General features: G+C 34.9%; 21 protein-coding genes and 1 pseudogene. 18 read left to right on the top strand and 4 right to left on the bottom strand.

Annotated elements, in window-relative coordinates:
- Positions 1-7 precede the first annotated feature (7 nt).
- The 9 genes and pseudogenes from ACP3VS_RS00155 to ACP3VS_RS00115 all read left to right on the top strand — a co-directional run.
- Positions 8-244, top strand: coding sequence for a hypothetical protein (locus tag ACP3VS_RS00155; protein ID WP_289449292.1), 237 nt, complete (start codon positions 8-10; stop codon positions 242-244).
- A gap of 1 nt (position 245) precedes the next feature.
- Positions 246-398 carry a hypothetical protein gene (locus tag ACP3VS_RS00150; protein WP_289449291.1) on the top strand — a complete coding sequence of 51 codons (153 nt, stop codon included), beginning with the start codon at positions 246-248 and terminating at the stop codon, positions 396-398.
- 123 nt (positions 399-521) lie between these two features.
- Entirely contained in the window at positions 522-767 is a 246-nt protein-coding gene (locus ACP3VS_RS00145; RefSeq protein ID WP_012293483.1) for a hemolysin XhlA family protein, read from the top strand.
- A 12-nt stretch (positions 768-779) separates the two neighbouring features.
- On the top strand, positions 780-1046 hold the full coding sequence (locus ACP3VS_RS00140) for a phage holin family protein (protein WP_289449290.1): 267 nt from the start codon (positions 780-782) through the stop codon (positions 1044-1046).
- Entirely contained in the window at positions 1043-1765 is a 723-nt protein-coding gene (locus ACP3VS_RS00135; RefSeq protein ID WP_012293485.1) for a peptidoglycan recognition protein family protein, read from the top strand. The genes ACP3VS_RS00140 and ACP3VS_RS00135 overlap by 4 nt, the downstream gene beginning before the upstream one ends.
- Before the next feature lie 429 nt (positions 1766-2194).
- A complete protein-coding gene (locus ACP3VS_RS00130) occupies positions 2195-3607 on the top strand; it encodes a hypothetical protein (RefSeq protein ID WP_012293486.1) in 1413 nt (470 codons plus the stop codon).
- Positions 3608-3821: 214 nt separating this feature from the next.
- On the top strand, positions 3822-4649 hold the full coding sequence (locus ACP3VS_RS00125; RefSeq protein WP_012293487.1) for a M23 family metallopeptidase: 828 nt from the start codon (positions 3822-3824) through the stop codon (positions 4647-4649).
- A gap of 254 nt (positions 4650-4903) precedes the next feature.
- The gene (locus ACP3VS_RS00120) at positions 4904-5383 is read left to right on the top strand and encodes a transposase (protein ID WP_289449289.1); all 480 of its coding nucleotides are present in this window, start codon (positions 4904-4906) and stop codon (positions 5381-5383) included.
- 209 nt (positions 5384-5592) lie between these two features.
- Positions 5593-6576 (top strand): annotated as a pseudogene (locus ACP3VS_RS00115) (ATP-binding protein); the annotation flags it as partial.
- Here the strand turns inward: ACP3VS_RS00115 and ACP3VS_RS00110 are convergent.
- The gene (locus ACP3VS_RS00110) at positions 6577-6891 is read right to left on the bottom strand and encodes a hypothetical protein (protein ID WP_012293491.1); all 315 of its coding nucleotides are present in this window, start codon (positions 6889-6891) and stop codon (positions 6577-6579) included. It abuts the pseudogene before it with no gap.
- Positions 6892-7169: 278 nt separating this feature from the next.
- On the opposite strand from ACP3VS_RS00110, the gene ACP3VS_RS00105 reads away from it, so the two are divergent.
- On the top strand, positions 7170-8771 hold the full coding sequence (locus ACP3VS_RS00105) for a Na/Pi cotransporter family protein (RefSeq protein WP_012293492.1): 1602 nt from the start codon (positions 7170-7172) through the stop codon (positions 8769-8771).
- Between the two features lie 293 nt (positions 8772-9064).
- Here the strand turns inward: ACP3VS_RS00105 and ACP3VS_RS00100 are convergent, their stop codons facing one another.
- Positions 9065-9925 carry a YitT family protein gene (locus tag ACP3VS_RS00100; protein ID WP_012293494.1) on the bottom strand — a complete coding sequence of 287 codons (861 nt, stop codon included), beginning with the start codon at positions 9923-9925 and terminating at the stop codon, positions 9065-9067.
- 33 nt (positions 9926-9958) lie between these two features.
- Positions 9959-10498: a transcriptional regulator gene (locus tag ACP3VS_RS00095; RefSeq protein ID WP_012293495.1), complete on the bottom strand. Its 540-nt coding sequence runs from the start codon at positions 10496-10498 to the stop codon at positions 9959-9961.
- A gap of 186 nt (positions 10499-10684) precedes the next feature.
- On the opposite strand from ACP3VS_RS00095, the gene ACP3VS_RS00090 reads away from it, so the two are divergent.
- The 5 genes from ACP3VS_RS00090 (at position 10685) to ACP3VS_RS00070 (ending at position 13453) form a co-directional block, all read left to right on the top strand.
- Complete coding sequence (locus ACP3VS_RS00090) at positions 10685-10936, top strand: PLD nuclease N-terminal domain-containing protein (RefSeq protein ID WP_197149358.1); 252 nt, start codon at positions 10685-10687, stop codon at positions 10934-10936.
- Positions 10920-11822 (top strand): ABC transporter ATP-binding protein, encoded by a 903-nt coding sequence (locus ACP3VS_RS00085; protein WP_012293496.1) that lies wholly within the window; start codon positions 10920-10922, stop codon positions 11820-11822. The genes ACP3VS_RS00090 and ACP3VS_RS00085 overlap by 17 nt, the downstream gene beginning before the upstream one ends.
- A 5-nt stretch (positions 11823-11827) precedes the next feature.
- The gene (locus ACP3VS_RS00080) at positions 11828-12607 is read left to right on the top strand and encodes an ABC transporter permease (protein ID WP_426388272.1); all 780 of its coding nucleotides are present in this window, start codon (positions 11828-11830) and stop codon (positions 12605-12607) included.
- Positions 12608-12628: 21 nt separating this feature from the next.
- Entirely contained in the window at positions 12629-13012 is a 384-nt protein-coding gene (locus ACP3VS_RS00075) for a GntR family transcriptional regulator (RefSeq protein ID WP_012293498.1), read from the top strand.
- Positions 13013-13171: 159 nt separating this feature from the next.
- Entirely contained in the window at positions 13172-13453 is a 282-nt protein-coding gene (locus tag ACP3VS_RS00070) for a hypothetical protein (RefSeq protein WP_325881231.1), read from the top strand.
- Between the two features lie 298 nt (positions 13454-13751).
- On the opposite strand, the gene ACP3VS_RS00065 is transcribed toward ACP3VS_RS00070, so the two are convergent.
- Positions 13752-15353 carry a PucR family transcriptional regulator gene (locus ACP3VS_RS00065; RefSeq protein WP_416277460.1) on the bottom strand — a complete coding sequence of 534 codons (1602 nt, stop codon included), beginning with the start codon at positions 15351-15353 and terminating at the stop codon, positions 13752-13754.
- A gap of 116 nt (positions 15354-15469) precedes the next feature.
- On the opposite strand from ACP3VS_RS00065, the gene ACP3VS_RS00060 reads away from it, so the two are divergent.
- Genes ACP3VS_RS00060 through ACP3VS_RS00050 form a run of 3 tightly spaced genes read left to right on the top strand, consistent with a single transcriptional unit; the run spans position 15470 to position 19359 of the window.
- On the top strand, positions 15470-16669 hold the full coding sequence (locus ACP3VS_RS00060) for a M20 family metallopeptidase (RefSeq protein ID WP_051889626.1): 1200 nt from the start codon (positions 15470-15472) through the stop codon (positions 16667-16669).
- A gap of 19 nt (positions 16670-16688) precedes the next feature.
- Positions 16689-17858, top strand: a complete 1170-nt coding sequence (locus ACP3VS_RS00055) for an iron-containing alcohol dehydrogenase (RefSeq protein ID WP_036215068.1) — start codon at positions 16689-16691, stop codon at positions 17856-17858.
- Between the two features lie 22 nt (positions 17859-17880).
- Positions 17881-19359 (top strand): aldehyde dehydrogenase family protein, encoded by a 1479-nt coding sequence (locus ACP3VS_RS00050; protein ID WP_426388271.1) that lies wholly within the window; start codon positions 17881-17883, stop codon positions 19357-19359.
- Positions 19360-19439 lie beyond the last annotated feature (80 nt).

Genomic DNA, 19439 nt, shown 5'->3' with positions numbered 1-19439 from the left:
AAATAATATGAGAATTAGAATTCAATATAAAACACCCGAAGACCGAGAACAAGTGATGTTGGCTTATTCGAATATGACGCTTGTCGAAGAACAAAATCTAATAGAGGGTAACTTTCTAATTTTTGACGATTCTATTGGTATGGTGGTTATCTCACCAGAACGACTAGAAGCTATTAAAAAATTAGAAATATCGCAAGCAGATCAAGATGAATTAATCATGACCGCGTTACTAGGAGGGAACTAATATGTCGAGTGTTGTATACAATCTATTCTTACGTAATTGGTGTAATTGCAGAGCAACAGAGGAACAAATTGATTTAGCTGTTACAAAAGAATTAATAACCGAAGAAGAGGCTATCAAAATAAAAGCCACTGAACAAAATAACGAAAACAAGTAGACGCAGCATAAGCTAGCGTTATTTTTTATGTGTTTTTTAAACTATGAAAGCAATCGAGATGAACTACTGAATCTCGATGCTTCTCATGGCTTTTTATTTTAAATAGGGCAAAGGATTGATGTCATGGGAGATGAATTAATCAGAAATATTTATGAACGTCTTGGAGGAATCGAGGCAAAAATTGATGATATTAGAGATATTCGTCAAACTGCGGATAACGCTAAGGATATCGCAGAGGAAGCATTAGCGAGTACTAAAAATGCTCACCATCGATTAAACAAAATTGATAAAATCGTTTGGTGGGTATCTACAACTATTATAGGCGCTGTTATTTTAGGATTGTTAACACTTGTTATCAAAACCTACTAGGGGGATCATACTATGGAATTTTTATATGATTATATTATTGAACAGGCGCTAATTGTGGTGCCTGTTTTATTGGTTATAGGACAGGCTTTAAAGAATACACCTAAAATGCAAGATTGGTTGATTCCCTATATTTTATTAGTAGTTGGGGTAACGTTTACAATCAGCTTGATGGGTTTCACTATGCAAAGTATTGTACAAGGGGTTCTTGTAAGTGGAGCTGCTGTTTTTAGCAATCAATTATATAAACAATACTCAGATAAAGAGGGTAATGGAAAATGAGTTATGTCATTGAAAAGCGCTTCATGTCAGGACTACCAAACTATGCTTTAACTGCAGTCAAATACGTCATTGCCCATGAATCGGGCAATGCAAATAATTGTGGCCCGAACGCTCTAGAAAATGAAATAACCTATATGAATCGTAATAAAGCAAATGCCTTTACTTCCCATTGGGTAGGTGGTGGAGGACGTATTGTACAAATTGCCCCCGTGAATCGCGTGCAATATGGTTGTGGGCCAAAAGGGAATCCATTTAGCTTTGCCCAAGTAGAACTAGCTCGAACCAATAATAAGGAACAGTTTGAAAAAGATTACGCGGCTTATGTTTGGGTATTAAGGGAGCTTGCAAAAGATGCTGGAATCCCTACTATACTTGATGGTAGTGGCAATGGTATAAAGTCACACCGCTGGATCACAGATCATTTAAAAGGTACGACACATCGAGATCCATTTTCATATTTGATGAGCATGGGGATATCAGAGGGTCAATTTAAAAACGATATTTTGAATGGTATGGATATACCACAACAAATTGAAAAGGATGATGGTTGTATGAAATTTACAAATGAGACAACAAAAGCTGCAGTACGTGATTTAATCAAACAAACCGTAGACAAGAAATTAATAGACAAATCATGGCTAGATAAATTCGATGCGGGTACATTAACTGGCGGAGATTTTGAAGGATTAAAAATCATCATTACACAACGGAGCACTTAATAGCAGAAGCCTGTTACCTTAATTGCAAAAGGGCGTATGAATCCTTATTTTTGAAATATGAGGTGTTGTGGTTTCCAATTTGGATTCGATGAGAGACTGTATATCATATGAAGAATTTCGAAATAATTGGGTTGAAAACAACAGTGAATGGTTTAATGAGGATAAGAAATTGCAACATTGGAATTACAAGGATCCAATTCAAAAACAATCAAACTATCTAGTAAGAATTTAAAAAGACTGGGTCTCAAATTTTGAGCCTAGGTTTTTGTTTTTTATTATGAAATTCTTATATACAAGTTGCTGCAATCGTATTTTTTCTTTTATTTAACTTTAAATGTATAAATTACCTTGTAAAATAAGAACGTTTGTTCTATAATAAAACAAGAACAAACGTTCTTAAAAGGGAGCTTTTTATTAAAACATAAGGGGATGATAACTTTGGCATTTACAGTCAAAACAGAAGCAGAAAAAATCTTTACTAATATTATGGGAGATGGTGCAGTACGTTTGGCAGCAGATTCAGGCTCTAAAACTAACTTCCATGATATTTTTGGTACAACTGATAAATCAGTACCAGTCAAACGTCAACGTGCTGGCAGTCAATTACTATTCTTGACATCTCTTTACTCTAACGCATCTTCTGCGACAGTTCGTGGTCAAATCTTAACTCGTATTCACCGTATTTTAATCAACTACAAATCATTCATTAACCCAGCCAATCCATCTCAGGAAGGTCCAGAAAATCCAATTTTAGCTTTAGGTGCTTATGCAGCGTTAGCTCTTGCAAAAGATGCTGATATGGCTTCGTATACACAAGCTGATTCATCTCGTCCAGTAACTCAAACAGAATTACGTTCAGCACTTACTGGTTACGTTAGTAAGTCCTACACTACTTTTACTGGTCTAAATAGCTATAAAAATGTACGTCTAGCAAATGGAAATGGTTTAACAGTTAGTACTGGGTCATTAGTTGGTACTAAACATGCTAAAACTGGACTTAATGGTGTAACTCTTGGTTTAGGTGCAGTTCACTTTATTAATGCTGCTATTAACGGTGCTGGTAATGCAATCTATTCTGACTTGAGCGCTTGGTTCACACAAATGTGTACGCGTCTACGTGAATCATACGGTAATTCTCGTGGAAACAACGGTTTAACTGAACTTTGTGTAAATATCGGGGCAGGCCGTGCGGGTGATAATGGTACAGTAAGTGATATCGACCAAATACGAGGGTATTTCCCATCATCTGGCTACAACTCATTCGTTATCTGGGGTCTTAACCTTGCGGCTCGTGCTTATCGAATTGCAGAATTAGGTGACACTACAAAAATACCTCAATTCAAAAATGCAATAGCTTTAAGTTCTCACGTTTGTCAACAAACAGCAGCAGAAATTATGAACTACTACAATACTCAAATTATAAACGAAGGTCGTTCTTATGAGATTGGACTTCCAAACTTTAAGGCTGGTAGTCCGGACGCTACAGATTCAACCACTGTTCCAACGTCTGGTTATGCTTTAGCGGCTTATCAACACTTTGCTTCAGTAAATACACCAACATCAGTGCAGATTAAAACCTCAAATGAAAATTTCAATACTTTAGTAGCACATAACAGTGATCCAGCTTCAGTAACAGCTTATCTATATACAGCAGCTTGGTATGGTGGTCACACTCTAGTAACATCTGGTAAATTAACTTCTGCAATTGCAAACAAAGCAGGTTCAGCAGCACTTCCGTATAACATTGTTTCAACTAATACTGGTGGTAAAGCAGAAGCTGGTGCATCCCGTATCCTTCAAGGCTTAGCAGGAGCAATGAACAGTGGAATAACAACACTTTAAAACAAGTTTAGAAAGAATCACTAAGTTATTGACGAAAGAATTTATTTAAAAATTTAAGCCCATTAGCTTAATTGGTAATGGGCTTTTTCTATTAAATCGGTATTATTTTCAGTATTTATCTTTGGTATTACTTAATTATTACTTAAAAAATATCAATATATTATTCAATCTAATACTACTAAAATATAGGAAGTTCAAAAAAGGAGAATGTTTGATGAAACAGGTATTTATAAAACCAGCTGAAGGTATTTATACAAGCCTTTATGGCATGAGAAGTGGTTCAATGCATTATGGAGTGGATATTGCAAATACTAGCTCCAATGTACCAGTACATGCTTCCTCTGCGGGTGTGATTAACAAAGCCGTTGGTGGTTGTTCAAATAATGGCTCTATCGGTAATACATGTAATGGCGGTTATGGAAACTATGTAATAGTTCGACACAGTATTGATGGGAAAACATATGATACACTTTATGCTCATTTACAATCTATTAGTGTCTCTGTTGGTCAAACTGTCAATCAAGGTGATAAAATTGGTGTTATGGGGAACAGTGGGAGTTCAACTGGACAACATGTGCATTTTGAAATATATGAAAAAGCACGAGTGTCTCAATCAGAGGCGGTAGATCCTATGCCTTATTTAAACGGGGACAAGCCAACAGTTAGCTACCATACGTATGATGGAACTTGGGCAACGATTACAATTACTCAGAAGGCAAATGTGTTCAAAAATGTTGGCTATGAAATTATCGGTCAACTTGAAGCTGGTGGAAAATACAAAGTGTATGGTCAAAGAGAGTATGCAGCTGATGGAACTCTATTCTATAATGTAGGGTCTGGTTATGTTCACCATGCTTACGGAACTATTGCTAATCACCATGCAACTGTTACATCTACTATTAATACGTATAGCACTCCTAACGGAGCGTTTAAACGTCAATTAGCACCAGGAACTTATAAAGTACATGCCGCCAAAGATGGTTGGTACAATTTAGGTGCAGAATGGGTTAAAGCGGATCAAGTATTAGTAACTAAAAACTAAATTCAAAAGATAATTAATATGATTAAAGACTAGCCTAGCAATGATGTCGGTCTCTTTCTGTTAGTAATTTTAATGACAGGATGGAAAAAATTAAAAGGATTATCAAAAGAGACCTATCAATAAGGGTTTTATATGTAATTTATAGTTAAACAATGTCATGAATCACTATTAAACAAAATTTTTAAAAAACAGGGTCTCATTGAACTGCCCCGTAAAAGTTAGACATCAATCTAACTTTTACGGGGGTTTTTTTTATGGCAAAAGTAAGTGTTGAACAACGTATTCCAGCAGTTCAACGATATTTAAATGGAAATGAACCTTTGATCGAAATTGCGAAAGATATCGGTGTGACAGCTCAGGTTGTCAGCGAATGGGTTCGCCGTTATCAAAAAAATGGCGTAGAGACTTTCTTAAAGTCCTATACAAACTATTCAGCTGACTATAAAATGAATGTACTTAATTATATGAACGAGACAGGTACATCTTCGAGAGACACAGCAGCACTATTCAATATTTCATCTTCTGGCATGATTCGGAATTGGAAGTTGAAGTTTGAAGTTGGTGGTTATGATGCCCTTGTTTCTAAGAAAAAGGGGCATCCATCTATGAAAAAAGAGACAAAAAGAACAACGAAATCAACACCAGCTGAAGGATCTGTTGAGGCGTTAGAAGCACGAATTAAACAATTAGAAATGGAGAATGCGTACTTAAAAAAGTTGAATACTTTAGTTTAAATGCAAGAAAAATTACCAATCAAATCAAAGCGCAAGTAATTAATGAACTAAAGGAAATCTATGAAGTAGTGGAATTAAACAAAGTTGCTGATATTCCATGTAGTACATATTATTACTGAGAGAAGCGTTTGAATCGTCATGATAAATACGCTGATGTGAAAGTCGCAATTCAGTCCATCTATCTGAATGCCATTGGCATAAAGTGTGAAGTCCGCATGAAGAAATATCGTTCGTATAAAGGTAACGTTGGAAAAATTGTCCCAAACATATTACAACGCGATTTTACAGCGAAAAAAATGAACGAGAAATGGGTAACAGACGTGACAGAGTTCCATCTATTTGGTGAGAAACGTTATTTATCACCCGTCCCTGATCTATGTAATGGCGAGATCATTGCATACACGGTCATGAAGCGTCCAGGCCAGGATGAAATTGCGTTATTAACCCATAACATTAATCAAATGTCAGAAGAAATTATGACCAGCATTGACATGGAAAGAAAAGTTGAGCAGCAGCAAAAGAATGACCTCATTACAAACGTTTCTCATGACCTAAGAACACCTCTGACGTCTATTATGAGATACTTGCGTTTATTAAGAGAAGAGAAATATGAGACAATAGAACAGTATGACGAATAGTTGAAGATAGCCTTTTCTAAATCTGAGCAATTGAAAAATTTAATTGATGATTTATTTGACTATACAAGGCTAATGAATGATAAAAATACGTTAGTACGACAACAAATTTGTTTGAATGAGCTGCTTGATCAACTGATGGAGGAGTTAGTGCCCCTGGCAGAGCAAAAACACCGCCTTTTTATAAAACATTTTCCAGAGCATCGTATTTTTGCGGCACTGGATTCTGAAAAAATTGTTCGGGTATTTGATAACCTATTAATCAATGCTATAAACTACACCACTGGAGATGGAAAAATTTTGGTTTCACTTGAGGAGCAAGACGACCAGGTTCGAATTTGTGTGGCCAACGTAAGTGATGCGTTTACAGCAGCGGAGCTTAATAGTTTATTTGAAAGGTTTTATAAAAAGGATCCATCAAGAACAAATGTAACGGAGGGATCGGGGCTTGGACTAGCGATTGCCAAAAGCATCGTGGAGCTTCACGGAGGAACAATTCACGCGAAATACAAGAACGAAACATTGTACTTTATTATCTCACTGCCCTTTACGGCGTAACTAATTTGTCCAAAGTGGATAAATGGTTATAGCATGATGTGGTTGTTCATGGCTGGCAAGCATATCCTGCATGGCAGCTAAGAAAGCAGTGTTTTTAATTAATATTTGAATTTCTGTCTGTTTGTATTGCTTTTGAAAATCAGTAATATAATCTCTAATGATTGAAAGGTTGTAGTGACTGTTAATTTCCACTTCAACGAAAAATGGCAATGTTAAATCAGGAAGCTTGGTACTACCACCGCGGCGAATCCAAACAGCTTCTTGTACATAATAACGGATGGGTAGTTGACGGTTACTGGCAATAAAAATATCCATAAAAAGCCCCCTTCTATGTCTATTTCAAGCCTAAAGGAAAATTCCTCAGTCGTCAAAAGAAAACATGTGGAAATCTTAACAGCGATTTTCTCATGTTTTTTTGTTTGTTTTTTGTTGAATTTTGTTTGATTATGTCCGTTTTTTGGACTAATTGTAAAGGCAGTGTAAACATTTATTTAATCCATTGTAAATGATATGTACAGAAAGCTTAAAACTATTAATAATAAAGTCTGACAACAAGGAAAGGGTTGAATAGATTGGATATCAATATACAGGAGATGATTTTCCAATTTCTTGGAGGGTTAGGCTTATTTCTTTTTGCTATTAAATTTATGGGAGATGGTTTACAGAAGGCTGCTGGTGACCGTCTACGAGATATTTTAGATAAATTTACTACAAACCCATTAATGGGTGTACTAGTGGGTATTATTGTTACGGTTCTTATACAGTCCAGTTCAGGAACCACTGTTATTACAGTAGGACTAGTAAGTGCTGGACTTATGAAATTGCGCCAAGCAATCGGCGTTATTATGGGTGCCAATATTGGTACAACTATTACTGCCTTTATAATAGGGATTGACGTAGGTGCATATGCATATCCCATTATGGCAGTGGGTGCCATTTGCTTATTTTTCTTTAAGAAAAGTATCATACAAAATATTGGACAAGTACTTTTCGGATTTGCTGGTTTATTTATTGGTTTAGAGCTCATGAGTGGTGGGATGAAGCCTCTTCGAGATTGGCAGCCATTTATAGATTTGACTATCCAAATGTCCGATGTACCGATTTTAGGTGTATTAGTAGGTACAATATTCACTTTAATTGTTCAATCTTCCTCTGCTACAGTTGGTATTTTACAAGGACTTTATGCTGAAGATTTAATTTCTTTACACGGAGCATTACCTGTTTTGTTTGGTGATAATATTGGAACAACCATTACTGCTATCTTAGCTGCCTTAGGTGCTTCTATAGCAGCAAAAAGAGCTGCTGCCACTCATTTACTATTTAACGTAGTGGGTACGATTATCTTTATGCTGATACTTGGCTTATTTACGAACTACGTAGAATGGATTGCTGGGTTGCTTAATTTAGAACCAAAAATGCAAATAGCCTTTGCTCATGGAACTTTTAATGTCATTAATACGCTCGTTCAACTGCCGTTTATTGGCGTTTGGGCATATGTCGTAACAAAATTAATTCCTGGTGAAGATTCAGTCATCGAATATAAACCAAAATTTTTGGATAAAAATTTAATTGTTAAGTCACCTTCAATTGCACTAGGCCAAGCAAAAATGGAAGTCGTGCGTATGGGGGAATATAGTATTCTAGGATTAGAAGAAACGTTAACGATTTTAAAAACAGCTGACACAAAATTGGTAGGCAAGGTCGAACAATTGGAAGAAGCTATCAATAACTTAGATCGTCAATCTACAGAATATTTAATAGAGCTATCAAAGCAATCTCTATCGAACCATGATTCTCAGCTGCATCATGCTTTGTTTGACAATATTCGTGATATCGAGCGAATTGGTGACCATGTAGAAAATATTATCGAGCTTCTACAATACAAAGATAGTAATCGCGTCCGCTTAAGCGATCAAGCGCTGAAAGAGTTAGAAGATATGTTCATTTTTACATTAGCGACTGTAAAAATGGCTATCGAATCTCTCGACAAACAAGATCGATCTTTAGCACAGCAAGTGGTTGAAAAAGAAAATGAAATAGATAATATGGAGAGACGTTTACGTAAATTGCATATTAAGCGATTAAATGAAGGCGTATGCTCAGGTTCAGCAGGCATTGTATTTGCAGATATCGTCAGTAATTTGGAAAGAATCGGAGATCATGCATCCAATATAGCGGAAACTGTTATTTCCTAAAATGGAGCTGTTCAGTAGCGTGAAAACTACTGAATAGCTTTTTAATTGGCGTTCAATGGGATGGATAAGACATCCAAAATGGTGGATAAAGCCTTGAAAGTGAAGGATAGAATCGTAAATGTAGGGGATAAAGCCTTGAAACCAATAGCTATCCATATTCATTAGTTGGTGCTGCAATAGTCGTAATCATAGGGGCGTTGAGTTTATGAGGTGAAGTAAAGTACGAGTATGAATAGTTTCTCTTAAAATGAAAAAAGTAAGTAAGACATGGTTGCGTCTTACTTACTTTTACTTTAATGGATATCTCTTTTCTTAAAGTTACCGCCACGAACTTCTGAAACATCAGAAATCACAACAAAGGCACCTTCATCGATATCTTTAATAATAGAAACTAACTTGTTTTCTTCCATACGGTTAATGACACAGTTTAAAATTTCAGTTGGTTCATTGGAGAAGCCACCACGTCCATGTGTATAGGTAACACCACGTCCGAGACGAGCTTGGATTGCGTCCCCAATCTCCTCAGATTTTGCACTAACTACACGGACTTCTTTTGATTTCTCTAAACCAACCTGGATAATATCGATAACATTTTTCGCAATATAATATGTTAACGCTGAGTATAAAGCGCTCTCTAAGCCAAAGATAAAGCTTGCCCCTAAGAAAATAAAGGCGTTGATAAATAAGATAATATCGCCGACTGAAAATGGAATTTTACGTGATAGTAAGACGGCTAAAACCTCCGAACCATCTAAAGCGCCACCGTTACGTAAGACTATCCCAATACCTACACCAAGCAGCATACCACCAGATAAGACAATTAGTAAGGGATCATTCGGGCCTAAAATGGTTTTGACATCATGTAAAAGAACCGTGGAAATGGATAATGCTGCGATACCAGCACTACTCATTAAGGCAAAGGTTTTTCCAACCTGCTTATAACCGATATAGACGAATGGGATATTTAGTACAAAGAGCAGTAAGCCTAATGGAATTTCAAATAGGTGAGCTCCCATAATACTGAGACCTGTTACACCACCATCAATAACAGCATTTGGAATCAATACAGCCTCTAGCCCGTAAGCAGCAATAACTGCCCCAATAATAATCATAATGAATTTTCGTGTGTTTTCTAGTGACTTTCCTTTTTTCATAAATCTTCTCCATTTCTTTACGTAAAATATTACTTAAGGTTTTGGAATAATATTTATAGCAATTGTTTTAGTCTCCGAACCTTTACTTGAGTCGGCCATATTATAGTATTTAGTTAATAAAGCGTTTAATTCATCATCAAAATTCTTGAATTGATCAACTGATAACGTCAAGTCAATAAAAGAAAAAGTAGCTAAATCTGCGGTACTTTCTTTTTCATCAAGTGAATGTAAATAATTTTGATATTGAGATAGTAGCGCTAATTGATAGTAGGAAATGTAATTTAATTTTTGCTTGGTTTTGAGCTGTGTCCACTCCTCCTTACTAAGTTTTGCTGCCCCTTCATTTAATGCATAGAACTTCTCTGTAACAGAACGTACTTTTCGCTCCTTCACAATTTTTATGACGTTTTCGTCCACTAAAATTTGGATATGTCGATATAAAGTAGCTTGCGGTACATCCTTAATGACTGAAATCATCTCCAAAGTGCTTAAGCCTTCTTCTTTATTGTGCATTAGAGCTTGTAAAATTTTCATTCTCACAGGGTGCATTAATACCTCTGCTTTATTGCGCATAAACCGATCCTCCTAATAAATGAATGAGATGGTATCAAGGAAAGCATTCGAATGTTCTCAAATTGAGAACATTATCAAAAAATATATTATAGGTTTTTTTTGGGGGTGTACAGTAAAAAGGTAATGTAATTTTTTTACGCTTCTGTTATCATTATTGATAATGATAATGAAAGGGGCTATAAATTTATGAAATTACACTATGGTTTTGAAGACTTAGGTCAAATGGATTGGGCAAGCATACTACCAATCCTTTTACCTTTTTTATTCTTAGGTTTTTTACTTATCGTTGTTGCACTTGTCGATCTATATCGGCACCGAGAAACGAGAGAAAATATACTAATGTGGGCAATTATTATTTTGTTCTTCAATACAATTGGTTCGGTTCTATATTTTGTAATAGGTAGAAAGGATGTAAATAAACATGCGCTTAGAAATTAATAATATTACAAAAAAATTTAAATATAAAACGGCCGTGAATAATTTTTCATTAATTATCGATACGAATGAATGTGTAGGGCTTATTGGACCAAATGGAGCAGGGAAATCCACATTAATTCAAATCATTGCTGATATTCTCTATGCAGATGAAGGAAACATCGTGCTTGATGGACAAAAAATTTCAAAGATGAAAAATCAAATTGGTTATTTACCACAGTACCCTAATTTCTTCTCGTGGATGACAGCATTTGAAACGCTATCCTTTATGGGGACACTTTCTGGTATATCAAAAAAACAATTACAAAAGGACATTCCAATTCTTTTAGAAAAGGTGGGCTTAGGGAAAGAAGCGCATGTTCATGTCGGAACATTTTCTGGAGGTATGAAACAGCGTCTTGGCATCGCACAAGCTTTATTACACAAGCCAGCTTTAATAATTATGGATGAACCGGTATCAGCACTAGATCCAATTGGTAGACGTGAGGTGTTGAATTTATTAAAAGACATCAAAAAAGAAACGACCATATTACTCTCTACACATATATTAGGCGATGCGGAGGAGGTTTGTGAGCGCTTTGTGGTCATTAAAAATGGTTACAAAATAGAAGATGCGACAAAATTAGAGTTACTGAATCGCTATCAAGACTCAGCTATCTTTATAATGATTCAAAAGAAAGATGTTAAGTGGCTAAAAACGATTGAACAGTTACCGTATGTAAAGAAAATCGAAGGTTGTGGTGATGGCTTTAAAGTATATGTCAATCAGTTGGAAGCGGATGCCCATCGATTACTACAGTGCGGATTGGATTCTAACGTGATATTTACAAAGTTTAATCTTGGCGTTCAAGAAAGCTTAGAAGAAATATTTTTAGAATTGGTGGTGTAGCGGGAGTGAATACGTTTATAGCATTAAGTAAAAAAGAAATGAATCAAATGACAAAGGAGTATAAGGTCATTTGGCTACCCATTGTATATATTCTACTAGGTCTAACTCAGCCAACCATGATGTATTTCTTGCCTGCTATTTTACAATCAATGGGTGGTATTGAAGGGATTATGATTGATCCAACATTGACAAAGCCAGAGGGACAAGAAGTGCTTGCCTCAACCCTTAATTCGCAATTTGATCAATTAGGTATAATCATACTTACCATTGCAACGATGGGTATTATTCAAGGAGAAAAAGCCAATGGAATGATGGCATTCATTCTCACAAGGCCTGTATCTATCTCCTCCTACCTGGGTAGTAAAATCCTTACTCATTATGTTTTAGCTGTTTTATGTATTACGATTGGCTATGCAATGTCCTTTGGCTATACATCTTATTTATTTACCTCTGTACCGATAACGCGTGCATTAATAGCTTTAGCATTTTATTGTATTTGGCTGTTGTTTGTTATTACATTTGTTGCCATGATCAGTACCTTTTTTAACAGCTCACCATTTATTGCTTTAATCAGTATTGGTGTTTTATTCATTTGTCGTTTTTGTGCTGGCTTACATCCAATTTTAGATGTTATTAATCCAGCCAGTAATAGCTTGTATGCGACTACGATATTAATGACAGGTGACGTAGCAACATGGTATGGCTTTAATTTTGTTGTCACAATAATACTTGTACTATTCATGGTGGTTATCATGCATCATTTTATTGCTAAAAAGAAATTTTAATATGAAGGAAATCCTCGGCAAATGAATGTAAAAGTAAATCGTAAAAGTAAAATTCCCTATTATCAGCAACTCACACAGCAGCTGCTTTTATCCATAACGACAGGAAATTTAAAAAAGGGTGACCATTTGCCTTCTATTCGTCAGCTAGCGGCACAAACCAACCTTAATCTGCATACAGTTCATAAAAGCTACAAGGAGCTTCAGAAAAAGGGTATTATTACCATTAAACCTCATTCTAGAGCAGTCGTTAGTGTAGATTCTAGCAAGGCAAAGACTATTTCACTTCAACAACTTTCTATGAGTGTGGAACAAATATTGATAGAAGCGTATCTTTTGGGAATTAAAGAAGGGCAACTTGAAGAAATGTTTCAGGAGAGTTTACGAAAATATTATACGGAGAGTTAGAGTGAAAGAGAGGGCTTCTACAATGCCCCAAAAACTATCCAACCGTTACTGTTACTGACTGTTAAAGAAATTGCATAAAAGGCTGCATAGACAATATTCCGCTATAAAAGCCCAAGCTTTCATTTGTGAACGTTATTTTATTTGAAGTTGTATGAATAATTGAAGAATCGATATAAAGATACAGCTAAAAAAATAAGGATGATAAAAGGTAATAAGGAAATTACAATCGGTAAAATAAAGCCCAGTAGTGCAATGGCAGTGACTACGCCAACAACAGCTAAAGCAATTATTCCCCAAAATGCGAGTTGGTCAAATATACATGGAATTTTAGCGAAAAAAGAAATTGCTAAAATTTCTAAAATAATCCAGTCGATTGGGCTGCTAATGAGAAAAGCACCAACTGCAATCTTGATGATTAAGCGGAAAAAGAATTCTCTTTAATTTTCATAGGGCATGACGTGTGAGTAATGTGCCAGAACGGTTGTCTTCGGCGAATTACGGTGCTGGACAGTTCTTCGAGTGCTCTTGTCGACGATCTGCCGGCAATCACGGGATGCCTTTTTTTGGAGAAGTTTATGCCTGGGATATATGAGCCCGTATGATGAAAGTTTTTTCATTTCATCATGGTGGGCTACTTAGTGGGATGCTTGGTGACAAGAGAAAGGTTAAATTAGAGAGGGGAAAAATTACGTGATGGCGAGCGTTTAGGAATCAATCCTACTAAATTGGAGAAATAAAATTATTCTTTCATCAAATGTAAATAATTAAAAGCGATTTTTAACAACATAATTGTATTTAAGTTATTTAAGTCTATATTCATTAACTCTGAAATTAACTTCATACGATATCTAATTGTGTTTTTATGTAAATATAATTGTTGAGCTGTAACTTCTATATTCATATTACTTTTTATAAAATGTTCCAAGGTATCGAGAAAGTTAGATTTATTTTTTTTATCATACTGTATTATTGGATCAAGTGTTTCCATATAAATATATCTCATTTCTAAATCTGAGTTTTCTGAGTATAAAACCCTTTCTAAATATAGGTTGGAAAATTCAACAATAATTAGTCTAGAGTCTTGTACGTTAGCGGATTGTTTGACTATCGTGTTTAATGCAATCCTTGCTTCTCTATAACATTCCTTCAAAGAATTAAAATTATATTTTCTACTTACACCTACTGAAAATCGTATTTTTGGAAAATGTTTACTTATATCATATACCAAATGATCTAACAGGGACCTATAGTTATTTATGGGTAATAAAATAATTATTTTGCTATTTAAATCTAGGCCGGTTAATATATTATTTTCTTTACATAGGTTAGACCAATTAAAGAAACTTAGAATTTCATGATAGGAAGGCAACGTAATCGCGTTATTTATAGGCTGGATTTGAACAAGTGCTAAAATATACTGATCATGTAAAGTTATATCTAAATCAATCAACTTTTTATTTAATAGCTCTTTAGTTTGATAGTTATCATTGATCAAATCCAACAAAAATTCATTCATTTGGCGTTGTTCAATAGATTTTATAATATTTTGTTGCTCTACATGTAAATTAGCTATTAGCGCTGCGTGTTCGATTGCAACAGGGGCTTCTGCTGACTCCTCATTTAATAACCCCCAAATAAAAATTCCTCCCTCTAAAGTGTTTTTTTCATTAATCCATTTGATTGTAAAATTAATATTTTTATAGCGGACTTCTTCTATTTCATTGCCGATTCCACTAAAGACAGTTGTTATAAGATAATCCAATTCTAAATCATGTTCAAATTTCTCAGGATAATCTATACGGATATTCAAACCTTTAAGATAAATTGTTAAAGGAATTCCTATAATTTTATATAAAATTTCTGCTAGACTGTCTATTTTTTTTCTTTCTTTCAAATAAGTATGAAATTTATTATAGACGTTGTTTAATGCTTCTATTTCTTGATTTCTAAATTTATTAATAGTGTTTGTAATTTCTCCTAAATATTCAGTCCAGGGATATTCATTATTTAATGAAATAATAAGAAAGCCTTTTTTATTACAATATTCTATTAATTCACTTGGGATATAAGGAATATGTCTTCCAATTTTAATACCTAATCCAAAGCATTTTCTTTCAATTAATACTTTTATAAATGCCAATAAATCACTTTCCCAAGATTGCATTTGATTAGAATTTACGAAAAAACCTGTAGTAAGTACAAAATCGCCTGAACTTAACCACTTATCGCCGTCAGGAGCATCGATAAATGTTACGTTTTTAATTTTTTGTGCTAGTGGACAAACTGTGATAACTTCCGTATTTTCAAAACAACCGAGAGCAAGCAATTCCTTACAATTCATAAAATCCCCCCCTTTTTTATTCAAAAGTACAATAATTTCAATCTTAATTTAGATAATTATACAACAAATGAAGCTATATAATTGCAAATAAGTCAGAATATAAAGAATTTTCTGTTATGGAGGGATTGAAAATTATAAATGAAGAAGTTGTAGATATGGAGATTGTAAATAAGGAAAGAGTAGTGAATTTATTAAGATGTTTAGTACAAATTAATACTGTAAATCCTCCTGGTAATGAGAAGGAACTTGCCTCACTTTTAGATGTATTTGTAAAAGATTTTGGTTTAGAAACAAAAATTATAGAGTCATTAGAAAATCGATCTACTATAGTCATTTACTTACGAGGTAAAAATAAGAATGCGAAGAAGCTTTACTTCAGCGGTCATTTAGATACTGTACCGATTGGGGAAGATGAATGGGATTATGATCCATTCGAAGCAAGGGTAGAAAATGGCTTAATTTATGGACGAGGTACTTGCGATATGAAAGGTGGGGTAGCAGCACTCATAGAGGCTATGCTAATTCTTAAAGAATCTGGAACCGTATTAGAACATGACATCATATTTTTAGGAACTGCAGGTGAGGAAGTAGATTGTTTAGGTGCACGGACCCTAATGGATAATGGAGTTATAGAAAATCCTGGTGCCATAGTTATTGCGGAACCTACTAGTTTGGAAGTATTTATTGGACATAAGGGTGTGCTTTGGCTTGAAATTAGTACCTTTGGTAAAACAGCACATGGCTCAATGCCTAAACAAGGAATTAATGCTATTTCGAATATGTTAAAGATTTTAGAAGAACTAAATAACTTAGCATTCCCTTTAAAAGATGAGCTATTAGGAAGTACTACAATGAGTGTTAATAGGATTGACGGTGGGGTTGCAACAAATGTTATTCCTGATAAATGCACAGTCGCAGTTGATATTAGAACAGTAACGGCTGAGACAAATGAGTTAGTGATAAAAAGTATTGAAGAAGTGATTAGAAAACTAAAGTCGAACGATCCATCTTTTGTAGCTAGTATTAGTGTTTTACAAAATTTAAGACCTCTCTTAAATGATAGCGAAGACAAATTCATACAATATGCACAAAAATTGAATAAGGATTTAAACTCAAAAGAAATTGAAAATATTGGTGTCAATTACTATACAGACGCATCTATCTTCGGAAAATCATTGGATTGTCCAATAATAATTTATGGTGCTGGGGATGAAAAACTAGCCCACCAGCCAAATGAAAATATTGAAATTGAGAGTTTAATTAAATCAATCAATTACTATGTTAATCTAGCAAAAAATTTCCAGGACATTTATTAAATCTAAGGAGGACTATAAAATGGGTGAATTAAATAATACTGAATTTATGTCAAAAACGACGGTGTACACAGGATCGGGGAGTTTGAAGTTTCTCTCAACTACTGTTGAAAAGTTTGAAGACGGTAATATTTTAGTAGTTACTGATAAAGGAATTGAGGCTTCTGGTATTTTAAACAAAGTTATTAATTCATTGGAAGGCGTCTCAACAGAAAAGCATATTTTTAATGACGTCAAACCGAATCCTAGTGTTACAGCTACTAATGCAATCTATGAATTATATAAAGATAAAGGGATTAAGAAAATTGTTGCAGTAGGTGGAGGAAGTGTTATTGATACAGCCAAAGCATTAGCTGTACTTTTTACAAATGGAGGATCAATTTCTGATTACTTTGGCTTTGACCTTTATCAAAATCAACCGTTACCAGTTTTCGCTATCCCAACTACAGTTGGAACAGGAAGTGAAGGTGGTCATGCAGCTGTAATTACTGAAGATGATAAAGAATTGAAAACAAAGAAATTGGTATTTGGAGAGGCACTATTCCCTAAAGCAGCTATTTTAGATGGCGATTTATTATTAGGAATGCCTAGTTCGCTAGTTTCAACGACAGGAATGGACGCACTTACTCATGCTATTGAGGGGTATGTTTCTAGAAATGGGTCTATTTTGACTGATGCTCTTAACCTTCATGCAGTAAAAGTAATTGGAGAAGCTATATTAGAAGCAGTGGCCGATACTACTAATGTTTCAGCTATGAATAAAATGGTACAAGCAAGCGCTTCAACTGGTATCGGTATGTCAAATGGTGGCTTAGGCTTAGTGCATGGAATTTCACATGCTATCGGTGCACAATTTGATGCACCTCATGGAATCGTAAATGCAATTTTATTACCGTATGTATTGGAATATAACTGGATTTCTAATCCAAAGAAATTTGCAGATATTGCTCAAGCTTTACGTGTAAATACTTGGGGAATGTCAGTCGAGGATGCAGCTAAGGCTGGGGTAAAACGTGTTAAAGAACTAACATTAGAGGTTGGGATTCCAGCGAAATTAAATGATATTGGGATTGATAAATCAAGCATTGATGTCTTAACTGATATTGCATTCAACGATGAATTATATATGAATGCAAATCCTAGAAATGCAACGAGAAAAGATATTTATACTATTTTATCGAAAGCTCTATAAATCAAAAAAGGAGAGTGTGATTATGAATAAAACAATTGAGATTTGTCAAAAAGTGTCTGAATTTTTAGAGAAAGATGCGTATCTGTATATTAATGGTGAATTTGTACCTTCTTCAAATAATGATACTTTTGAGACATTCAATCCAGCTAATAATGAAGTATTAGCAAAGGTTCATGAGGCAAGTGTGGAAGATGTGAATAAAGCGGTCTTAGCAGCTAAGGAAGCATTTGAGAATGGTCCGTGGTCTACTATGACTCCAGCTGAAAGAGGAAGTCTAATTTATAAATTAGGCGAACTCATTGATGAGCATAAACAAGAGCTAGCAGAAATTGATAGCTTAGACAATGGGAAACCTATTACGGAACTATTCGAAAACGATATTCCAAATGCTGTAGGCCAATTTAAATATTTTGCTGGTTGGGCGACTAAAAATATGGGTCAAACCATTCCGATCGGCGATAACTTTTTAAACTATACACGTCATGAACCAGTTGGTGTAGTTGGTCAAATTATTCCATGGAACTTCCCTTTAATGATGGCATCTTGGAAAATTGCTCCAGCATTAGCTACAGGCTGTACAGTTGTCCTTAAATCAGCAGAACAGACACCCCTTTCTGTATTATATTTAGCTAGATTAGTAGAATTAGCAGGAATCCCTAAGGGTGTAGTAAATATTATTTCTGGTCACGGTGAAACTACAGGAGATGCATTGGTTAAGCATCCATTAGTCAATAAAATCGCATTCACAGGTTCTACTGCTGTAGGTCAAATTATTATGAAAGAAGCCGCAAATACAATGAAGCGAGTAACATTAGAATTAGGAGGTAAGTCTCCGAATATTGTCCTATCTGATGCAAATTTAGAGAAAGCAGCTGATGGAGTATTTGCAGGCATAATGTATAACCAAGGTGAAGTATGTAGTGCAGGTTCCAGAGTTTACGTGCATGAAGATATTTATGACATTTTTATTGCGAAATTAACTGAACGTGCCGAAAAGGTGAAACTAGGTAGTGGATTATCTCACAATACGACGATGGGATCTTTAGTTTCACTAGAACAAAAAGAGCGTGTAGTAAATTATATTAAAATTGGACAAGAAGAGGGAGCGAAAATCTTATATGGAGGTAAAGCATCAGAGCAAGGATGCTTCGTTGAACCTACAATTTTTGTAGATGTTAATGATTCTATGAGAATTTCTAGAGAAGAAATTTTTGGTCCGGTTATGGTAGTGTCTAAATTTAATTCTGAAGAAGAGATAATTCATCGAGCTAATGATTCAGAATTCGGCTTAGGAGCTGGTATTTGGACTGAGAACTTAACAAAAGCACATCGACTTGCAAACAAATTAAAAGCCGGTTCAGTTTGGATTAATTGCTACAATGCAACAAATCCTGCATCTCCATTTGGTGGATATAAAAAGTCAGGGTTTGGCCGTGAAATGGGGTCATACGCTTTGGATAATTATACTGAAGTGAAAACAGTTTGGGTAAATTTATCTTAATAAAATTATATTTCCATATATTTAGGGATATCGATCGAACAAATAATGTAATTCAAACAGTATAAATAAGACAGCTATAT

The organism is Lysinibacillus sp. VIII_CA (assembly GCF_049943995.1).
GTDB lineage: Bacteria > Bacillota > Bacilli > Bacillales_A > Planococcaceae > Lysinibacillus > Lysinibacillus pinottii.
This window is presented reverse-complemented; position numbering and strand designations above follow the sequence as displayed.